Annotated in this window: 22 protein-coding genes and 1 riboswitch; of the genes, 11 read left to right on the forward strand and 11 right to left on the reverse strand. The window is 35.9% G+C overall.

What is annotated here, in order from left to right:
- Window positions 1–125: 125 nt before the first annotated feature.
- The gene (locus tag AC3WOM_RS07160) at window positions 126–1463 is read left to right on the forward strand and encodes an aminotransferase-like domain-containing protein (RefSeq protein WP_492445857.1); all 1338 of its coding nucleotides are present in this window, start codon (window positions 126–128) and stop codon (window positions 1461–1463) included.
- Between the two features lie 77 nt (window positions 1464–1540).
- Entirely contained in the window at window positions 1541–1783 is a 243-nt protein-coding gene (locus AC3WOM_RS07165) for a group-specific protein (RefSeq protein WP_492445859.1), read from the forward strand.
- 65 nt (window positions 1784–1848) lie between these two features.
- Here the strand turns inward: AC3WOM_RS07165 and AC3WOM_RS07170 are convergent, their stop codons facing one another.
- The 8 genes from AC3WOM_RS07170 to AC3WOM_RS07205 form a co-directional block, all read right to left on the reverse strand.
- The gene (locus AC3WOM_RS07170; RefSeq protein ID WP_283869956.1) at window positions 1849–2007 is read right to left on the reverse strand and encodes a DUF1540 domain-containing protein; all 159 of its coding nucleotides are present in this window, start codon (window positions 2005–2007) and stop codon (window positions 1849–1851) included.
- 287 nt (window positions 2008–2294) lie between these two features.
- Window positions 2295–3560 (reverse strand): erythromycin esterase family protein, encoded by a 1266-nt coding sequence (locus AC3WOM_RS07175; RefSeq protein ID WP_492445861.1) that lies wholly within the window; start codon window positions 3558–3560, stop codon window positions 2295–2297.
- 30 nt (window positions 3561–3590) lie between these two features.
- Window positions 3591–4328 (reverse strand): ABC transporter permease, encoded by a 738-nt coding sequence (locus AC3WOM_RS07180; RefSeq protein ID WP_492445862.1) that lies wholly within the window; start codon window positions 4326–4328, stop codon window positions 3591–3593.
- Window positions 4329–5039: an ABC transporter permease gene (locus tag AC3WOM_RS07185; RefSeq protein ID WP_492445865.1), complete on the reverse strand. Its 711-nt coding sequence runs from the start codon at window positions 5037–5039 to the stop codon at window positions 4329–4331.
- A complete protein-coding gene (locus AC3WOM_RS07190) occupies window positions 5036–5947 on the reverse strand; it encodes an ABC transporter ATP-binding protein (protein ID WP_492445867.1) in 912 nt (303 codons plus the stop codon). Before AC3WOM_RS07190 ends, AC3WOM_RS07185 begins: the two co-directional genes overlap by 4 nt.
- Before the next feature lie 143 nt (window positions 5948–6090).
- Window positions 6091–7476: a sensor histidine kinase gene (locus tag AC3WOM_RS07195; protein WP_492445869.1), complete on the reverse strand. Its 1386-nt coding sequence runs from the start codon at window positions 7474–7476 to the stop codon at window positions 6091–6093.
- On the reverse strand, window positions 7473–8141 hold the full coding sequence (locus AC3WOM_RS07200; protein WP_492445871.1) for a response regulator transcription factor: 669 nt from the start codon (window positions 8139–8141) through the stop codon (window positions 7473–7475). Before AC3WOM_RS07200 ends, AC3WOM_RS07195 begins: the two co-directional genes overlap by 4 nt.
- 207 nt (window positions 8142–8348) lie before the next feature.
- Window positions 8349–8789 carry a VOC family protein gene (locus AC3WOM_RS07205; RefSeq protein ID WP_492445872.1) on the reverse strand — a complete coding sequence of 147 codons (441 nt, stop codon included), beginning with the start codon at window positions 8787–8789 and terminating at the stop codon, window positions 8349–8351.
- Between the two features lie 292 nt (window positions 8790–9081).
- Between AC3WOM_RS07205 and AC3WOM_RS07210 the strand changes: the two genes are divergently transcribed.
- Window positions 9082–9927 carry an aldo/keto reductase gene (locus AC3WOM_RS07210; RefSeq protein ID WP_427537372.1) on the forward strand — a complete coding sequence of 282 codons (846 nt, stop codon included), beginning with the start codon at window positions 9082–9084 and terminating at the stop codon, window positions 9925–9927.
- Window positions 9928–9982: 55 nt separating this feature from the next.
- Here the strand turns inward: AC3WOM_RS07210 and AC3WOM_RS07215 are convergent, their stop codons facing one another.
- Complete coding sequence (locus tag AC3WOM_RS07215; protein ID WP_427537370.1) at window positions 9983–10366, reverse strand: winged helix-turn-helix transcriptional regulator; 384 nt, start codon at window positions 10364–10366, stop codon at window positions 9983–9985.
- A gap of 109 nt (window positions 10367–10475) precedes the next feature.
- Between AC3WOM_RS07215 and AC3WOM_RS07220 the strand changes: the two genes are divergently transcribed.
- The 5 genes from AC3WOM_RS07220 to AC3WOM_RS07240 all read left to right on the forward strand — a co-directional run bounded on the left by AC3WOM_RS07220 (window position 10476) and on the right by AC3WOM_RS07240 (window position 16603).
- Window positions 10476–11660: an MFS transporter gene (locus AC3WOM_RS07220; protein WP_492445874.1), complete on the forward strand. Its 1185-nt coding sequence runs from the start codon at window positions 10476–10478 to the stop codon at window positions 11658–11660.
- A gap of 148 nt (window positions 11661–11808) precedes the next feature.
- Entirely contained in the window at window positions 11809–12774 is a 966-nt protein-coding gene (locus AC3WOM_RS07225) for an ABC transporter substrate-binding protein (protein WP_492445876.1), read from the forward strand.
- Window positions 12775–12844: 70 nt separating this feature from the next.
- Window positions 12845–14419 carry a helix-turn-helix domain-containing protein gene (locus AC3WOM_RS07230; RefSeq protein ID WP_427537361.1) on the forward strand — a complete coding sequence of 525 codons (1575 nt, stop codon included), beginning with the start codon at window positions 12845–12847 and terminating at the stop codon, window positions 14417–14419.
- 566 nt (window positions 14420–14985) lie between these two features.
- Window positions 14986–15285: a YuzC family spore coat inner layer protein gene (locus tag AC3WOM_RS07235; protein WP_427537358.1), complete on the forward strand. Its 300-nt coding sequence runs from the start codon at window positions 14986–14988 to the stop codon at window positions 15283–15285.
- A gap of 357 nt (window positions 15286–15642) precedes the next feature.
- Window positions 15643–15748, forward strand: a riboswitch (SAM riboswitch).
- Between the two features lie 117 nt (window positions 15749–15865).
- Window positions 15866–16603 (forward strand): cyclase family protein, encoded by a 738-nt coding sequence (locus tag AC3WOM_RS07240; RefSeq protein ID WP_427537355.1) that lies wholly within the window; start codon window positions 15866–15868, stop codon window positions 16601–16603.
- Between the two features lie 45 nt (window positions 16604–16648).
- On the opposite strand, the gene AC3WOM_RS07245 is transcribed toward AC3WOM_RS07240, so the two are convergent.
- Together AC3WOM_RS07245 and AC3WOM_RS07250 are read right to left on the reverse strand one after the other, a co-directional pair.
- Entirely contained in the window at window positions 16649–17239 is a 591-nt protein-coding gene (locus tag AC3WOM_RS07245; protein ID WP_427537352.1) for a DedA family protein, read from the reverse strand.
- 235 nt (window positions 17240–17474) lie between these two features.
- Complete coding sequence (locus AC3WOM_RS07250) at window positions 17475–18248, reverse strand: Cof-type HAD-IIB family hydrolase (RefSeq protein WP_427537349.1); 774 nt, start codon at window positions 18246–18248, stop codon at window positions 17475–17477.
- A gap of 361 nt (window positions 18249–18609) precedes the next feature.
- Between AC3WOM_RS07250 and AC3WOM_RS07255 the strand changes: the two genes are divergently transcribed.
- The 3 genes from AC3WOM_RS07255 (at window position 18610) to AC3WOM_RS07265 (ending at window position 21290) form a co-directional block, all read left to right on the forward strand.
- On the forward strand, window positions 18610–19305 hold the full coding sequence (locus AC3WOM_RS07255; RefSeq protein WP_427537346.1) for a DUF2225 domain-containing protein: 696 nt from the start codon (window positions 18610–18612) through the stop codon (window positions 19303–19305).
- Window positions 19306–19327: 22 nt separating this feature from the next.
- On the forward strand, window positions 19328–19681 hold the full coding sequence (locus AC3WOM_RS07260; protein WP_492445880.1) for a hypothetical protein: 354 nt from the start codon (window positions 19328–19330) through the stop codon (window positions 19679–19681).
- Between the two features lie 184 nt (window positions 19682–19865).
- Window positions 19866–21290, forward strand: a complete 1425-nt coding sequence (locus tag AC3WOM_RS07265; RefSeq protein ID WP_492445881.1) for an erythromycin esterase family protein — start codon at window positions 19866–19868, stop codon at window positions 21288–21290.
- The last annotated feature ends 16 nt before the right edge of the window (window positions 21291–21306 follow it).

Below are 21306 nucleotides of genomic sequence, written 5' to 3' on the forward strand. Positions count from 1 at the left end.
GATTACTCCTTTTTTAAAATTAATAAGCATTCTGATCAACGTAAAGCTATCATAATAAAAAGTAAAAGCTTACACGATATAAAAAATACCCATCTGTACCGATACAGATGAGTAGGAGGTAGTTTATGCTTAAATATGAGATTATCTATTCCAAACTATTGAATCAAATACAGCTGGGGCCTCTACAGGCTGGGGCAAAGCTTCCTTCTATTCGACAGTTATCTCAGGAATTTTCCTGTAGCAAGAGTACTATTTTGACAGCACTAAGAAAACTGGAAGATCAACATTTCATTTATGCCCAACCGAAAAGTGGATATTATGTTGTAGATCATCAACTTCCCTCTACTCCTAATACGAGCAATGAAATAGATTTTGCCACATCATCGCCTAGTTGGCATACATTTCCGTATAAAGATTTTCAGCATTGCATCAATAAAGCTATAGATACCTACCAGGCAGATTTATTTCGATATGGCACACCAAAGGGATTACCTTCGTTAATTAGAGAGGCTCAAAAATTGTTAGAAACTTATCAAGTATTTACAAAGCAAGAGAATATCTTTATTACATCTGGTGTTCAGCAATCTCTTTTCTTACTAAGTGTTATGCCATTTCCTACTAATCGGACAACCATTCTAGTTGAACAGCCTAGCTACCATTTATATATGGATTATCTAAAAACATATCAAGTTCAAGTCGTTGGCATTAAAAGGACTTCTAAAGGAATAGACCTTCAGGAATTAGAAAATATTTTTAATAAACAGGACATTAAGTTCTTTTATACAATGCCAAGACTGCACAATCCTCTAGGTACCTCCTATAGTAAGAAAGAAAAGGATGACATTCGTAAGCTCGCCTATAAGTACAATGTTTATATCGTTGAGGATGATTATTTGGCAGACTTCGACCTCAACACAAAATCTGATCCATTATTCACAGATGATATGGAGGCGCATGTAATATATTTAAAAAGCTTTTCCAAAATCATGTTTCCGGGCTTACGAATTGGTCTTGCTGTTTTACCGAATGCACTTATTGATAGTTTTCAGCGCCATAAAAATACCACTGATATAGATAGTTCAATGATTTCACAGGCTGCTTTAGAGCTATATCTAAAAAGTGGAATGTTTGAACGGTATCAAAAGGTAGTTAGTGAGGCGTATACGCAGCGAGCAAATGTGCTTCAACAATCTATTACGAAATATTTACCTGATTATCAAGCATCCACAGAAATTTGCATGCATAGCCATATTGTATTACCAAGGGAAATCAATACCAATAAACTCATTCAGTATTTAAAGCTAGAAGAAATCTATATAGACACCATTAATCGCAATTACTTAAATGGATTTTACCGCGAGCGCATTTTAAAGCTCAATGTATCCAATGTAGAGGACTATAAAATTGAAAAGGGCATCCAAAAAATAGCTCATGCCCTCAACCATCCACGAAACCATTTTTAATGAAACAAAATATTCATGAAAATTCATAACGAGGCATATATATAGACATCATAAATCGGTCTAACAAGGAGGATTCCATGCAATCTGAAAAAATACGACTTAGGAAGGTACAACACCTTGCTTATGAAATCATGGATGAGATGAACAAAGGCAAGGAGCTTACACAGTTGGAGATTTTAATCCCTATTATTGATAATTTATCGCGAGCAATAGGGGATTTAACAGATTCATATGGAAAATATTCATTAGATTATGTAGAAGAAAAGGTGAAAAATGCGCATGCACTTTTATTTCAAAAGGAAAAGGTAGATGCCTATTAAAAGCAAATCGGATAAAGTGGGGAGAAAAGGGTAACCATATATATGATTACCCTTTCAACCATTCATTAATGCGTTTCAGGTTCAAATGTTTTACAATCAGTTTCTTCGCTATTCGAAGCTTGTTGTCCCTTCTGGCTGACAACGTAAATTTTTTCTGCTGTACATTTATTTCCAGAATCCCAAAATGTGCAGTTATTGACTTCACATAGAATTTCTTGTGCCATCGTCTCACACCTCCTCTTTGTTATCTTTAACAAATTAGAGATAAACAATACGTAGATCAATTATGCCTCGGCATAATTGCGTCTGGAATCGGCTTTGTGCTTACACAAAGAACTCCTTTTCGATTCCGTGACATCCACCGAAGGCTGTAACTTCTTTCAGCGGGTGTTTGGATACCCTTTGAAAAGTAGCTTAAATTCGCATTCATCTCACCACCTAAGAGGTGGGAAACTTCCGCTGAAAGAAGTTACACAAAGTGATACGTCTATTTGCAGGTTGCTAACATGTACTAGTCAATAATTTCCGTTGGTGTTGCTTCTTGTATAATGATTATGCCATCATATGCATCAGCGGGCGTCATTTTTATTGTATAGAGCATTTGGGTAAGCTTGTACCAAGGGCGAAAATCATCTCCTATATTCCCCATTCTTTGTGCTTCAGAAAGGATGTTTGCAAGCTCTTTAGATTTTTTAGCATGTTCAAAATCTACATAGAAAATATTGTCTTGGACATCACTAAAAGCATCTACTAAAGCATTATGATGTTCAATTGTGTAATTTTTCCTTTCACCAGATCCTGCATTTTGTGCCTGAAATGAATTTTTTACAAAGTCAGTCCCAATAGCGAAATAATCATCCTGATACACTTCCTCTAAATATTGCCCCATTGATTTATATCCTGCTGTATTTGCAGTAGTTTTCTCTATATGCCCATTATGAGCAGACATTAGTACTTTACTATGACCTTGAGCCGCTTCAAAATCAACAATCCACTGCAAGTTGTCAGCTAAATATTCATCACGAAGATTCATATAATCACTGTCATTTAAAAATAATTGCGTGCGCTGCTTCATAATTTGTGCGTATTGAGCAGCAAATATATAAGTCTCTTTCGATGATTTTTTTATATAAGCATCTTTATTACTTTGCAAATCCGTTATGATGGCGCCTATATTTTCTTCAAGCTCTTTTAGCTGACTATTTGTTAAATCTCTCATAGTCTTATTTGTCACATCTTCAAGCTGTGCCTTATATTGTGCAGCCACTTCACTATTAACTATTTCATAATAATCTAACAAACCTTTTTTACTATAATCATAGCGCTGCATATCGTTACCATAAAAACAGACTTTATCTTTCTCATCAGCTGTCATATTATAATCGTGCATCCATTGCACAAACTCAATCATTTGATCGGTTTTATAAATACCATAATCAAGTGCTTTTACAGCTTCCTCAGCAGTACCCGTACCAGTTAAAATAAATTGGTTAATTTGCTGAGCTCCTCCAAAATCTCCTTCTAAAACAAAGACACGAACATTTTCATTTTTAACTAAAGCCTGAAATATATCCTTCTTTAATAATTGGAATTCAACGTTTCCATGAGTGGCTTCTCCAAAACCAATTACTTTCACACCATCTGGAATATCTATAGCATCTATAGCAGAAGTATATGTGGAAGCATCTTTAATGGCTTCTCCCTTTCCGCAGCCCGTTAATGCTAGCAAAAGAAAAAGTACTGAAATGAATAAAAAACTCCTTTTAACAAATACCATTTATAAAATCTCCCTTAATTTATAGAAAATTTATACAGCCTTTCGTTGAAAATATAAATAGCCTCCAAGGAAAAACAGTAAGAATCCCCCACCTACAACTGTTATTAATTGCTCCCAAGGCACGAAGAATATATCATCTGTACTACCGCCTACATACATCATAGCGAATGGCTGTGCCCAAGGATAATAAGGCCCAATAGTCTTAGAATTAATGGCTAATATAGAAGGTAATGTACAAATTACATTGACTGCAAAGGGTGCAGCAAAGCTCTTAAACATAATGGACATCCATAATTGTAGTGCTACTAATGGAAGCGTTGCTACCCACCCACCAAAAATGCTTTTCCATACAATCTCCATTGGAAAAGGGTCCACATAGCCCTCTATCATTCCTACTGCAATCATAGAACATAAATATAATAATTGCATCGCCATCACCAGAAGCATTATTAAAACGTACTTAGCTAAAAATACTTTCCCTCTTGTCACTGGTAATGCTAAAAGCTGTTTCCAACCACCAGATTGATGCTCATACCTACAAATAATGCCCGCAAAAACCCCTGTAATTAACGGCAAAAATAATAATGCATACGTTAAATTCATTGAAAATAAGGGGATATACCAATTATTTATAGGAAGGCCTTCCATATCAGATTCTAAATTCGATGTTAATCCAATAAAAAGTCCAATGATGGGCCCAGCTAAAATAATTGGTACCATTTTTGACTTTCGCAGTTTAAACCATTCAGCGCTCACTATTGACCACATTTACTTAACATCCCTTCTAGCGAAATCTATCATTCCGACAATATACAGCAAAACACCTATTCCTATTCCAAGCATGACATTTATAAGGGGCTCATCCCATTCATTCATTAAAGATGGCCATTTCCAAATCATCCAATCAGGTAATACATATGCGGAATAGGTAAAAATCACGCCAAAGATACCGATCGTGATAGGAATCCCCTGATTATGAAAAACACTTGCAATCCAAAGCTGAAGTGCTAAGATCGGCAATGCAGCAAAATATGGATAAAATCCAAATTTCATAATCTCTGAATATGGGATGCTATCGCCTAGATCTAGAGATAATCCATAGGCTAATGTCAATAACGTTAAAAGTGTGGAGGACAACAGCAATAATATAGCTAGCACAGAGAATTTAGATAAATACACCGTAAATTTAGAGACTGGCAGTGCGATTAATTGCTTCCACGCATTCGTTTCATTTTCAATGCTCGCCATAAAAGAAGTTAAAATAGCAATACCTAGCACAATTGCAAGTGGTGTAAATGAATGAATATTTAATAAATAGAAGCCCCAATCGTCCTCACTTTGCGCTAACAAATAGTCCTTTCTCACACCATAATTCACCATTTGTAAGGCAACCACTCCTATTGGACCTAGAGCTGTTAAAAACCATAATCCTTTGCGTTTAATTTTCAAAAAATCAGCAGTTAATAGTTTCCCTATCATATCAATTGCTCTCCTGTTGTCATTTGTAGGAATATATCCTCTAATGAACGCTTTTCTTCCTCTACTCGATAAACCAAAATGCCTTCTTGTACAAGAATTTGTACAATATGTGCTACTTTTTCATCTGAGCATTCATCTAATGAAATGAGCCCTTCCTTATGTTCTGCCTTTATGCCATGAGCTACTAATGAACGCCAGCCCTTTTCAGCGTCATTAACCTTAATAAATACCTTTGGCTGAGCAGATTTACGCATTGCTTCAATGGAATCTTGAAAGATCATTTTTCCTTTTGATACGATACCTACTTGTGTTGCCATCTGATCAATTTCTGATAATAGATGACTTGAAATAATAATCGTCATTCCATATTCAGAAGGTAGTCGCTTTATTAGGTTTCGAATTTCGATAATACCAGATGGATCAAGACCATTCGTTGGCTCATCTAAAATTAATAATTCAGGATTATGTAGCAGTGAAGCAGCAATACCAAGTCGTTGCTTCATACCTAATGAAAAGCCCTTTACCTTTTTATTAGCGGCATCCTTTAATCGAACAATTTCCAATACTTCATCAATGCGTGATTTCGGTACACCTAAAATCTTTCTTAAAGCCTCTAAATTTTCATAGGCTGTTAAATGGGGGTAATAGGAGGGGTTCTCTACTAATGAACCGACCTTTGCCAAAATATTGATTCGATCCCTAGTTACATCCTTTTGAAAGATTTTAATTGTCCCTGAGGATGGCTTCATCAGCCCAAGAAGCATACGTATAGTCGTCGTTTTACCTGCTCCATTCGGACCTAAAAATCCGTATATTTCTCCTTTACGAATTTTTAAATTTATATTAGATACAGCCTGCTCTTTTCCAAAACTTTTTGATAAATTTTCTGTTTGTACGATATATTCCATTGTCCTCACCTCTGTAATTATCATAAATTTTGAAGTTTAAATGCAGGTATGGACCAAGTTTAAATTTTGTTTAAAAAAATCATAAAAAAATCTGTGGACACGAAGTCTCACAGATTTATTTATGATTAAATTTTATGACCACTCTATTTTACTTTATGGCGTATTATCTTGATTTCTGTACCAGATTCACTTGAGCATATCTCCCAATCTAAGGACATGCCTTTTACCATAATATCAACGATAGATAGACCAATACCAGCACCTTTGGCATTAGATTCATTTTTCATGCCATTTCCGCAATCCTTAATGATAAATGCATCATAGTGCTCTGTTGACTCTGTTTTAACGCCAATATATTTTCCACTATTAGCATGGCGTAAAACATTTTGAAATAAATTATCAAAAATACGCCCAAGCCAAATTGGATCAACCTGCCATTCATTATTCTCAAACGAATGCAGCTCAATATCAATGTCAAAGCCTTCCTTTTCAAATACAGGATACCACGTAGACATTTGCTCACGAACAAATCGTAAGACATTGATTTCCTTCACTTCATATTTATATTTACTTGCCATCAGCAATGTATAAGACATTAGATTTTCTATTAAAGCATCGATGCTTATGATTGATGTGTCCATTGCCTTAATTTCCTGTCGTCCTTCTTCTGTAAGCTCCTCCTTACTAAGCGAATAGGATTGCGCTCTAATTTTTGTTAAAGGGGTACGTAGGTCATGTGAAAGATTAGCAATCAGCTCTCGCCGTAGCTGCTCCTCCTTCAGCTCACTATTTTTGCTGACCCTAAGTTCACAGACCATTTTGTTAAAGCTTTGCTGGAGCTGACCGATCTCGTCCATCTTTTTTGTATCTATTTCAACAGGTAGCCCATCAACATCACGAATCTCCATCGCTTCCTGTAGATGCAATAGGCGCTTTCGAATACCTTTGAAAAATAAAAAGGAGACAACAATGAAAAATAAAATAATCGCAATAACACCGAAAAATAAAAAAGTTCCATATGTATCATAAATATGTTTAAGTGGTGGAGTGAATACATCTCTAGAAATCTCAAAGACGATAAATCCATTTGATTCATCCTCACCTAAAAAGGCAATAATGGTGAATGGATCCCCTCCATAGCGTTCTTTAATGAACTTTGTAGTAAAAGCAGGTGTCCATTTTGATGGTAACTGTTCCATTACATTTAATGTGGTAAGCAATGTACCGTCCTCACCTACCCAAAACATTGATGCTTTAGGATATCTCTCCTGCCATTTTTCAAAGTGTTGAGAGACTACTTCATTCGTAAAGTTTTTTATACTTTTAGCTTCAGTATGCCATTTTCCCTCCACTTCGCTTGTAATTTCAGCTTTAGCTACTATTTCTCCATGCTCTTTTTTAGCAATCTCAAACACAAATACAGCTAAGATGAAATAAGCTATTTGAACAATAGAAATAGCGAGTAAAATAATCAGCATATACTTAGCTAATAAGGACCGCAGAAATTTAAACGGACGAAAAATTTTCATTGCTTCACCCTATAGCCAATGCCTCGAATGGTTTCAATAATTGTTGGCTTGGCTGGATTTATTTCTATTTTTTCTCTTAAGTAGCGTATATGCACCATTAATGTTTTATCGCCCTCTATATAGCTTTCACCCCATACACCTTCATAGAGCTGCTCTTTTGTTAGGATTTGATTTAAATGGCGAATAAAATATTGAAATAAATAGAATTGCTTGCCTGTTAATTGAATTTCCTCATCTGACTCTGTATGAATGATTCGCATTTCTTTTGTAAAAATTTTAAGATGCTGAAGCTCCAGTACATCGTCGTTCTTTTGATATCTTCTTAACAATACTTCGACACGTGCAACAAGCTCATCAGGATGGAATGGCTTTGTTAAATAATCGTCAGCAAAGTTCAGCCCCTCTATTTTATCCTCTACCGCAGTACGCGCTGAAAGCATTAAAATGGGAATTTCCTGATTTTCTCGCTTTATTCTTTTACCTATTGAAAAGCCATCTAACCCTGGTAGCATAACATCTAATATCGCGATATCCTTAAATGCTATATGCTTGTCGACCTCTTCACCTGATTCAAGCCACGTTACCTCGTAGCCTCTCTCCATTAAATCCCTCGTAACCCATTGACCAATCTCTTTTTCATCTTCTATGTACAGTATATGAAACAAGGCTCATCCTCCCAATCTATCAGAAAAATTATTGTAAAGAACCATATTTTGCATTATACATTTACCCTTAAATTAAAGACACTATAATTAACAAAAATCGGAATTAGCCCAAATAGTAGACTCTCAAAATCTTTAAGGACTTACCAGAAAACATAACAAAAAGATAGCAGACTAGATATTCTAGCTTGCTACCTCTGTATCAGATCATTATTGAATAATCAGCATATCATTTTCGTCAAATTGCCACATATCACCAAAAGCTACTTCCCAATAGTAGCCGTTTGGATCTTGGAAGTAGCCACTATAGCCACCCCAAAATACAGTTTCTGGTTCTTTCACAATCTTTGCCCCAGCCCTTTTAGCCAATTCAAATATTTGATCTACCTCTTCTTTTGATTTGCCATTATAAGCAAGAGTAATGCCTCCAAAGCCATGGCTGATTTCTGGTGGATTGGCTTCATTGATATCTTTGACCAAACGTTCAATTGGAAATAGCGATATTTTTGTTCCTCCATTATTAAAGAACATTACATCGGGATTTGTCTCCTCTCCGTATACCACTACTTCAAAGCCAAGCCCCTCTCGGTAAAAGTTAAGTGATTCCACCATATCCTTAACACCCAAAGTGATTAAATTTAAACGATTCATTATAATTTCTCCTTTAAAAAAGATTCTATTACTAATTTCTATATTAAACCTAGAATCCCTGTTAGTTCATGTTACTTTTATCAGTAAAACATCCATATTTATATACTTCTTCATTTTTCCTATAAATGCAAAGAATATACTATATAAAAAAATTTTCTCCTCATAACCATTGTCAGCTCTCAAAAGTTACCTCTACGTTTCTATGACACGAAAAAGTGCGTACTTTTTTTTGCCTAATCGGGACATCATAATGAAATAGCAATCAAGTCATCAAACAATTGGAGGCATTAAAATGATTAATCATTTACAAGATACAATCACATTAAATAACGGTCTACAAATGCCTGGTATGGGTTTGGGCGTATTTCAAGTAGAGAATGAAGCTACAGCGGAGATTGTTAAAAATGCCATTGAGGTCGGGTATCGAAGCATCGATACTGCCGCTATTTATGGCAATGAAGCAGGTGTAGGGGAAGGTATTAAACAGGCGCTAGCATCTACTGGCTTGCAACGTGAAAATCTGTTTATTACATCAAAAGTATGGAACGATGGATTAAGCTATGAGGAAACTATTGCTGCCTATGAAGAGAGCCTACAAAAGTTAGGTTTAGATTATTTAGATCTTTACCTTATTCATTGGCCTGGTAAAGATAAATACGCTGAATCTTGGAAAGCTCTTGAAGACCTATATGAACAAGGCAAGATCAAAGCAATTGGCGTATGTAATTTTACTGTGACACACTTGGAAAACTTATTATCATTTGCTCGTATTAAACCTGTAGTAAATCAAGTGGAGTTCCACCCACGTTTACAGCAAATGGAGCTTCGTTCATTCTGTGACAAGCACCAAATTCAGCTTGAAGCATGGGCACCTTTAATGCAGGGCGGGCTTCTAGATGATGAAACTATTTCAAAAATAGCAGAAAAATATAAAAAATCAAATGCTCAAGTTATTTTACGCTGGGATGTACAAAATGGAATTATCACTATTCCAAAATCTGTGCGTAGAGAACGCATGATGCAAAACGCTGATATCTTCGACTTTAATCTAACAGATGAAGAAATGACTATCATCAATGCGATGAACCTTGAACAACGTGTCGGACCTAATCCAGATGAATACGACTTCGCTCTATAAGCATTAAAAAAGGAAAAGAGACTGTCTTGTGTTTGACAGTCTCTTTCTCCCCTCATTAAGATGTTTGCTGCATTGCTATATCGTCGTCACGTTGTTTTAAAATGACATCTTCGCCTTTATCCTGTAATACTTCAACATGTTTTTCACCCCAAGTGCAAAGCATGTTCAGAATAGGTTCCATTCCCTGTCCATAGGGTGTTAATGAATATTCAACCTTTGGTGGCACTTGATTAAAGACCTTGCGATTGATTAATCCAGCATGCTCTAACTCTCTTAATTGATTTGTAAGCATTTTTTGTGAAATCCCTGGAATCAATCGTCGAAACTCATTTGTTCGAATTTTACCGTGGTGGTTTAAATGACAAAGAATAACTGGTTTCCATTTACCACCAATGACTTCGAGTGTAGCTTCAACACCAATATTATAAATTTTTTGCATTGTAACCTCCCGTAATATTCAAAAGTAACTAAAAGTACTCTACATAACTTTTGGGTATGTATGAATATTACTACACATAATAAAAAAAATCAAAGGAGAAATTAGTAGTATGTCACAATCAAAAAAGCCAAGTGCTAAATTAACATTACTGGCACTTGCAATCAGTGCATTTGGTATAGGGTCTACTGAATTTATTAGTGTCGGGCTTTTACCATTAATTACAGATGACTTTGGTATATCTTTAAGCACAGCTGGCTTAACCGTTTCTATATACGCACTTGGTGTAACTGTTGGGGCTCCATTATTAACAGCCTTAACATCTCGTCTTAGTCGAAAAACAGTTTTATTGCTGGTTATGACTATTTTTATAGTTGGTAACTTAACTGCAGCTATAGCACCTAATTTCTCTATCCTGATAATAGGACGCATTATTTCAGCATTAGCACATGGTGTGTTTATGTCCATCGCTTCTGTTATAGCAGCCGATGTAGTTGAACCAAATAAACGAGCAAGTGCTATTGCCTTCATGTTTACAGGCTTAACATTAGCTACTGTGACAGGTGTCCCACTTGGTACATTTATTGGACAAGTAACGGACTGGCGTATGTCATTCATCTTTATCGTCATTATTGGGATTATCGGTTTAATTAGTAATGCTCTGTTAGTACCCAGTCAATTATCGAAAGGTAATCCAATCTCTATCCGTGATATCGGCAAAGTATTAGGCAATATTCGAATGTTATTAATACTTTTCATTACAGCAATTGGATATGGTGGTGCCTTTGTTGTTTACACATATGTTTCACCAATTTTAGAACAATATATGGGGTATTCGCCACATGCAGTCGTTATTATTCTAGTTGTCTATGGTATTGCCGTAGCTATTGGTAATACATTAGGCGGCCATTTCGCTAATCAAAATCCACTTCGTTCAATCTTTATTATTTTTGTTGGGCTTGCCTTGGCGTTACTGGGCATTGGCTTCACTCTCGAATCACCAATTATCTTATTAATCATGGTACTGACAATGGGACTATTTATGTTCATGAATGTTCCAGGATTACAGCTATATGCGGTACTACTTTCTGAAAAATATATACCATCAGCTATTTCAATGGCCTCAGCTTTGAATATTTCTGCTTTCAATATCGGTATATTTTTAGGTTCATATATTGGAGGCTTTATTATTAGCCATCAATCGTTAGCGCATACGCCCTTGTATGGATTCCTAATGGTTATGCTTGCAGCGATTGTTACACTTTTATGGCTATTTTTCGATAACAAAAAACAATAATTCCTATACTTCATTTTGTATAAGAAAGAAGTAGAGAATGTGTATTGTTTGTTGAAATGATGTGTCTTATAATTTAGTAGAATTAATCGAGAATGATTATCATTCCGAATTACTATTACCTTTATTAAAATTATAGGAGTGAATGGCAATGCATAAGGTTCGGCACTTTTCGTTAGCATTATTTGGTTTAGTTATACTGACGTTTGTATTAGGAGCTTGTAATTCGAAGGAGGCCCCAAAGGAGAAAGCTGATGTTGCTAAAGAGGATCAATCAACAGTGGAAACACGGACTGTGGAAGATGAATTTGGTGAGGTAGAGGTTCCTGCAAAGCCTCAGCGAGTAGCAGCAATTTATTTGGAGGACTATCTAACGGCCTTAGAGGTAAAGCCCGTTGTCCAATGGTATCACCCGGCTTGGGGGAAACAGGATTATCTCAAACTGGATGCACCAGAATTTGATATTACAGGTAGTATGGAGGCGTTATTACAAGCCAAGCCAGATTTAATCATTGTAGATGGTGCGGCTGATAAAGCAAAATATGAGGAGTATTCTAAAATCGCGCCTACTTATCGCTTAAAAGAGGAAATCATTACAGATCCACAGGCAATAGTTAAGACAATTGCTGATGTCTTAAACATTCCTGATAAGGCAGATGAGATTGTTAATAACTATCAGCAACGTATTACGACTTTAAAGGCAGAGTTAGATAAGTCAGTCGGGGATGAAACAGTTGCTGTTGTCCGTTTAAATGTAGCCGATAAAACATTAGCATTATTTGGCGTTAAAAATCGATACACAGGCTATATTTACACTGAGGCAGGACTTACTCCTCACCCACTAGCTCGTGATATGATGGAATTTCAAGAGGTACTTTCAGAAGAAGCTATACCTAAATTAGATGCTGATCATATTATTCTTTTCCCTTCTAATGGAGCATGGGAATCTGAAGAAAATCAGGATGCAATTAAATGGTTAGATAGTACGCTCTGGAATACAGTCCCAGCAGTAAAAAATGGCAACGTGTATATTGCTGATCGAACATATTGGCAATCTGGAGCTATTACTGCAAACCTGTTAAAATACGATGATCTTGAAAAATGGTTCGTAAAATAATTCTAAAGAAAGCTCTTTTAGGGCTTTCTTTGCGTTGTTTAAAAACACTCTTAAGGAAAGGTAGAAAGATATGAGCAGTTTAACGCAAATATTTCAATTACAAGAAATTTCATATTCTATTCCACCAGCAATGTGGCAATTACATCATAGTGATCATTATATTATTCTTGTGGTTATTAGTGGCTCTGGAAAGCTAAATAGTAATCAGGAAACCATCCATCTTACTGAAGAAAAGTGTGTGCTCATTCCTCCTAATCAAAAAATAGATGTTTACAATGACACTGAGACGCTGTGCTTTTATCAATTAACATTTAAAATCATCCAACTACAAGATAGTCAGACGGGTTGCTTTCCTATTTTTACACGCTTTCAAGAACTGCGCTGCCATCCTTTTTCTCAGTGTAATAATCTGTTAGAAAGCATTTATCGATACCGTCTAGCAATGGATGAGCTATCATTATTTGAGCAGCATATACGCTTCCAAGAATTTATGCTGTTCATTTTGTATCAAAATGTACCTAATCAACAGCAGAAAAATGACCGTCAGTCCGTTGAGCAATCCATAAAATATTTACAAAAGCATTATGAACGGGATTGGACCGTGGAACAATTGGCAGAATTAGCGACTGTCCCACGCTGGAATTATTCTCGTATATTTAGGGATATTACTGGTCAAACCCCACTAAACTTTTTAAACAATGTTCGTATTGAGAAAGCCAAGCAATTACTAATAACAACGAATGACCGTATTTTTGAGATAAGCCAAACGGTTGGATTCAACAATGAGTATTATTTTAACCGCCGCTTTAAAGAGCGTGTTGGCATCTCTCCTGGACAATATCGTCGTAGCCAAAATAATAACCCTCGTATATTCGCACCGTTTTTAGAGGACTTTTTAGTGGCATTAGGAATTACACCCATTGCCCAATTTAGCCATTCAAAATGGGGCAAACAGGATTATCTAGGGTTACAAGAAATACCTGATATTGATATTGAAAACGGACAAATGGATCAGCTTTTTCATTATAAACCAACTTTAATTATGCTAGATGAAGGGATAGAGCGTTGGGAGGCTTATCATCAATTAAATCAATTGGCTCCCACTTATCAACTCTCACACCCAGGTGAGGATTGGCGTACTACATTGTTCCAAATAGCTGATTTAACAGGTAGAACGGCTATTATGAAGGATGTCATTAAGCAATATGAAGAAAAAGTGCAGATGGCAAAAAAAATGCTTCAAAAATCAGTATATGGACATAGTGTAGCCTTTCTTCGTATCTCTGCAATCGGCATTAGCCTCTATGCAGGACCCGAATGCGGCTATACGGGACCCATTCTATATCGTGATCTCGGCTTAACACCCCATCAGTCTGTATGGAATATTCCACCTCATACACGAAAAAAACATCTAACATTTGATCAGCTTATACATTTAGATGCTGATCATTTATTCATTACCTTCGACAAGCAACATTCAATTTTTGAAGGAGAGGAACGAGTATTGTTAAAATCCACTACCTGGAACAATCTCTCAGCAGTGAAAAACAACTGTGTCTATGAGGTTGATTTCTTAACATGGATGAACTACGGCATTCTCTCCCATAACAAAAAAATAGATGATGTTTTACGTGTTCTTGGATAAAATAATTGTGAAAGAAGGCTATTAAGAACGAAGCCTTCTTTTTTGATCGGGTTTCCTCCACTTTTAATCGGCTTGAGCTATACTTTGATCGGGTTCCGTTCTTTTTTGATCGGCTTGGGCTTCTCTTTGATCAGGTTCCGTCCCTTTGATCGGTTCGGCCCCCTCTTTGATCAGGTCCCCTCCATTTTTGATCAGCTTGAACTCTTTTTTGCTCAGGTCCCTCCATTTTTGATCAGCTTGAACTCTTTTTCGATCTGGTTTCCTTCACTTTTGATCAGCCCAGGCTCATCTCTGATCAAGCTCCATTATTTCCAATCGACTTAGTTACCTCTTCCTAGCTCATCCACTGTATTGTTCTGCTTCATTTGATAATGCCCTCCTTGATATCTAGAAACAGTGAACACCGAAAGTCTTTGCTGCACATAAGATAGGGTATCAGCTAGTGGATAGGAGGAATTAAGCTGTATTACAACCACCCTTATCCATATTTCGTCTATCCTACCTATTATCCAGAATTGGCAATAGTAAATCATCCAGCTCTTCACCAACCATCTAGATATTTAGCTATGCCGACAAATACTAATCCTTTTCCCGCTGTAAATACAAATAAATTAAAAATTTCTGCCAAGCGAGTAAAGGGAATTATGCAGCAAGCTCAGCTACTTACAGATAAAATTGATGGATCAGAACAATTTGCACATGATCTTATGGATGCTGCACAGAAATCAAATAAATCGGAGGTTGAAAAGTTAATCATTTCAACGGGTATTACTATGAAATTTGAAACAAACTATACACCTGATAATATTCGGATAGTATTTACAGATAGTGAATGCTGCAAGCTTACGTTAGTTTTAAGCTGGTGACAGCACCTTTTCTACAAGAGGGCTCTTTTCATAAGAACCCACTTGTATACTTAACTTTCCCCTAAGAGCCTCTAATCAGCGTGGCTCTTTCCCTAACAAATGCTTAACCGTATTAGTTGGTTTTTCTGGTACCCTAAAGACATTGTTTTTACGCTAACTAGATCAGCATCTCCCTTAATGTATCAGTTCCAGATCAATATAACGAACAGGGCGATTAAGAAGAGTTATTAACAACTGGATATAGCCGCTCTTTTTGTATGTAAAATATTAACCATGTATCCCTATTGAACTTGTAAACTATAAAAAAATATGCTAATGTATTTGTAATCGTTATTTCTGAAAATTCTTATATCGCATTTCTTATCAAGAGAGACAGAGGGATTGGCCCTATGAAGTCTCAGCAACCAGCCTCTGGGTATGGTGCTAACTCCAATTGGCAAAATATTTGCCTTGAAGATGAGAAGACCTACATCAGTTGCTTTGCACAAGAGTCCTCTTCTCCAAGAAGGACTCTTTTTTGTGGTTGTGATTGAACAAGAAGGAAATAACTCAAACTATTAATAGGAAGCAGGTAAATACGATGACTAATGAACTTTTACAAGCAGTGCAGCTATTGAAATCAAGAAAATGGGTAGATTTAACACATACATTTGGACCAAATTCGCCTCACTTCTTTATGTTTGAGGACGCAAAATTTGAAACCTTATTCTCTCATGATGATGGCTTCTTTGCACAGCAATTCACTTTTCCCGGACAATACGGAACGCATATTGATCCCCCTATCCATTTTGTAAGGGACACACGTTTTTTAGAAGAATTAGATTTAAAGGAATTAGTGCTACCATTAATCGTGATTGATAAATCGAATGAAGCCGATCAAAATAATGATTTTACCTTAAGTGTTCAGGGTATTCTTGACTTTGAGGCTGAGCATGGGGAAATTGAAGCAGGTACATTTGTTGCCCTACGCACCGATTGGAGTAAGCGCTGGCCAAATAAGGAAGCATTCAATAATAAGGATGCTGAGGGTCATAATCATATACCCGGTTGGGGATTAGAGGCTTTACAATTTTTATTCAAAGAACGAAAAGTTAGTGCTATTGGTCACGAAACTTTCGACACTGATTCAGCAGCAGATTTTCGTAAAAATGGTAAGTTAGACGGTGAATATTTTGTACTTGAGCAAGATACTTATCAAATTGAGCTTTTAACAAATTTAGATCAGTTGCCACCAAAAGGGGCTGTCATATTCAATATCGTACCAAAACCAGAAAAAGCATCTGGATTCCCCGTTCGTTCATTTGCCATCCTACCTTAAAAATAAATAAGGGTCTCATTCACTTCACTTAGAAGAATCAGACCCTTATTTATTTCTTTTTTTGAAAAAATAATAAATGATCAACATTAATATGATGAAGACTACAATTAGATAAATACTGTAATGAGATAAATAAAATCCTACATAGCGCCATTTCTCACCTAGTACTTTTCCTAGTGTAATAAAAGTAAATGTCCAAATAAATGCTCCTGCATAAGCAAAAAAAGCAAATTTCCTATATGGATAGTTATTAATGGCAGCTATATATGCGGTAAGATGGCGTACACCTGGAATAAAAAAACCTATCAGTAATAAGACTGGGCCTATTTTTGTAAACAATTTTTTAGTAAAATCAATTTTCTGTTTAGTAATATGAATCTTCGGTCCGTATTTATGCAATAAAGGTAGCCCGAACCGATAACCTATATAGTAACTTAAGGTAATGCCGCCTATTGCCCCTATGGCTGCGCTGAGTAATGCCGGAACATGTGCTAGTGTTTCGCGATATACACTATATCCTACATATGTTAAAAATATTTCATCAGGAATAGGCAACCCGACAATCCCTCCAACAAGGATAAGAATAATGCCAAAATACCCGTAATGTTCTATAAGAGATTGTACATGATGTGCCATAAATTCATCCCACCTAAAGCATTATTTATCGTTAGCTTTATCATACTCAATGTAGTTAACATTATGAGTTGTATAGCCTCAATCATTTTTCATTATTTTGCTAAAGAAAGTTTTTTCCTTTGTCATTTAGTGTCAAAAAACTAATAGCTCTTCCTTTAAACTCTAGTAAATTTAGGTTACATGTCATTCCTTTAAATTTACTAAAAATATTATTTGTTTTCAAATAATGACTTTCTTAAATTATTTGTAGCTCCTGTAAAGCATGATATATGCCATCTTCAATGGATTTCTTCGTTATATAATCAGCACTACTTTTCAAAGCCTCACTTCCATTACCCATTGCAATCCCAAGACCAACCTGTTCTAACATATCTATATCATTATCACCATCGCCAAACGCAAGTGCTTCCTCAGGGCTCAATTTGAAATAATCAAGTACAGCTTGAACAGCAATCGATTTGGAAACATCAGATTGCAATACATTTGTAATATATGGATGCCATCTTCTAAATTTTAAATGAGGAAATTGTGCTATATATTTTTGCTCAGTATCCTCATTAGCATATAAACACATTAAATAAACCTCCTGCTCTACAATATTTTCATGGGCTTCTGGAAATTTGGATAAAGATAATGTTTCTTGCAAGGCTTTTAGAGTCCTCGACTTATGTACGTTATTCATAAATAAATGTTCTGTAAAAAATGAAAGACTCTGTTTATTCTCTTCAGCAAAAGCTTGAACTGCTTGGACAAAAGTTTTGTCAATTGATATTTTATGTATCACCTGATCTTGATGCTTAACATACGCTCCATTAGCGGTTATAAATGTCTCTATTCCTATGCTTCTTAAACTTTGACACATTGATAATGGTCTACCTGTAGCAGCAACAATGCGAATTCCCCTCTGTTTTAACTGATGTATTGCCCTCCTCGTACTTTCCTCAATACAACCATCTTCATAATTAATAAGTGTTCCATCTACGTCAAAAAAAACAATTTTACAATCCATCTTGTACACCTCATCTTTATTCATCGGCTAAAATAGTCGTAAATACCCATTATCGTAATTTTAATTCTTAAACCTGGTTCGATAACGGCAGCAACATTTGTACGTAATTTGACAAATTTAAAATAAATCATATAACTTCTGTTCACTATACCGATAAACACTATTGCGAATACATATAAAAACATCTGCAAACAAAAAAAAGTATTAATTTTTTCATTTTAATAATTCTAAAGGAGTATACCAAAGAACACAGAATTGATAAAATGAAAGATAATAAATTAAATACATTGAACGATAATACCCATCGTATAAATAGAACAAAAGAAACAACAATTAATTAAGAGTAAAGGAGTTGATTCTTATGGCATTTAACATTTACTACTATGAAAGTAGTGTGGATTGTAAGTTTTGCAAAAAGCACTTTACCACATATAAGGTACGTCCTAATCGTTATAAAATTGTTGAGGAGCAAACAGATTTCATGCCAGTCTATGAGGGCTTAAATCCATTGTTATATGAAGTTGCTGTTTGTCCGCATTGTGGCTATGCCTACCATAAATCCATGACAAGAACGTATGGACCTTTCATGCTCCTTATCGATGAATTGTATATTAAAGAGCTTCAAAAACCTATGAACATCTGTCAAGAGCGAACAGTTGAAGATGCCATTATAAGTTTTAAGCTTGCTTATTTAGTGTCCAGAGCTTCTATGGAAGAATCACTTCTTATGGCGAATTTCGCTTTAAAAATAGCCTGGTTATATCGCTTAAAAGAGGATCAGGAATCAGAATTGCGCTACCTCTTTGCGGCAAGAGACTTTTACAGTAAATCATTTGCATCCAATCAAGAAGGCAGTGAAAGAATTCAATTTTTACACGCAGAATTAAGCCTGCGACTTGGCGACATTACTGAAGCGAAAAAAGGATTCTCTCGATTAATAGCAGATCGAAATGTTTCCAATAAATATCGTAAATTGGCTCGCAATCGCTGGGAGAATTATAAATATGATGAACAGCCAGTCATCTTAAACGAAGATATTGGAAAAATCATCAATTGAAAGGATAAGGAGAGGAATTACTATGCACCAATTTGCAAAAAAAATTGATGTGCGAGAGGAAGATATTTTTTCGGAACTACATCACTTTTTACTTAGAAAAAATAATCGCTATTTAACAAATGATGAGGTCGTTGCATTAACAGGGGTTTCTTCTGAGCTGCTTTATAAATGGGTGAAGGCAGGAAAATTAAAAAATTCAATTTTTCCTAATCTAGGCGCCCCTTGTGAACGATGTGGTCAAATTACACAGGCAAAAATTTGTATTAACTGCTCATCAACAATCGTTAGTACATTAAAGCAGGAAGAAAAGGATCGCGCATGGTTTAATCAAATACAACGCAACAATCACAGAGCTAGCACATATCACTATAAATGAGTTAATTACAGCACCTCCACAGTGACTTATCGTTTCGATATCACACTTTTGGAGGTTTTTTAATTCTATCTTCCTGATTTAAGACATAAATCCAAATTTAAACAAAATTTAAACAGAAGCCCCCTTAACTTTAAACTTACCTGCGTATAATTGGTCTCAATCTATTGTGAGGGATTGATGGACAATGACAAAAGGAAAAAGAAATAAAATACTATTATCATTCAGTATTGCATTAACAAGTTTTATAGCGTTTAACGGGGATGCAAATGCAGCAGTGGCTGCTCCAAGAATAGCCGAGCAGACGAGTTTAGAGCAGGTATCAGAAGTGAAGCAAGCTCGTACATCCAATGAAGCACTACAAGACTGGAAGAATTGGGTGAATGACCATGCATATAGTTTAAATTCCATTCAGCCTGAATCCTTTGAATCAGCAAAAATTGCATCCGGTAAATTTGAAGATTTAGAGATGCTAAAGCCCTTATTACACGATAAGCGTATTGTTTTTTTAGGGGAAAGCTCGCATGGTGTAGCCGAGTTTAGCCTTGCAAAAACACGTATCATTCAGTTTTTACACCAAGAAATGGGCTACAACGTCCTTGCCTTTGAAAGCGGCATGGGAAACGTTATGAATGCTCAGGGGCAAATTGACAAGCAAGCGGCTCTGCAGACGATGAAGGATGGGATTTTTGGTGTATGGTGGTCAAAAGAGACCCTACCGTTATTTGAGTATGCTAAGAAAACCCAAGCTACAGAGCAGCCTCTAATGTTAGCTGGCTTTGATATTCAACAACAAGGTGCATTTACAGATGGGGGCTGGCTACAAAATAATCAGCTTGCTAAACAGTTCAGTGAAGTAGAGAATCAGCTTGTAGATTGGAGCTACAGCAAGGATTTAAAAGGATATCAAAAGGCCAAACCAAGCATTATCGACGTGTATAAACAAGTAAAATCACAAGTCCAGCCTAAAGAGAAAGAGTTAAAAGCAGCTTATCCGAGCGAGCCTCATATTACAATGCTTATGGAACGTACATTAGCTGACCGTATACGCTTAGCAGAAGAGTATGTGGAACTATCTATTCAGTCAAACATCGAAACTGAGCAAAATAAATATGATTCATTCTTTAAAACTATGGAATGGCGTGATCAAGCCATGTTGGAAAATTTGCTTTGGCTAGCAGAGGAGATTTATCCGACTGAAAAATTTATTGTTTGGGCGCATAATGACCATATTCGCAAGGCTCAATCTAAAATAATGGGTTCCCCTTATGCGTTAAATTTAATGGGTGAACGTCTACCAGACATCTATAAAAAGTATAGCTATGTACTTGGCCTGTATATGGCAAGTGGAGAAAATGCAAGCAATGCACGTGAAACTTGGTCTGTACTACCTCCAGTCAAAGGATCTACTGAGGATATTCTTTCCTCAGCAAAAAAACCTTACACTTTTATTGATTTAAGAAATCGCCAAAACGAAAGAGGAAATTCATGGATGTTTGAGCCACGTATATCCTATAGTTGGGGAGTTATACAGGAAAGCTTTGTTCCTCGCGATCAATTTGATGGCATTCTTTTAATTGATAAGGTAAGTATTCCAAATTACATCAAGTAACAATAGATAATACATG

Source organism: Lysinibacillus sp. FW301-JW8 (assembly GCF_058788755.1).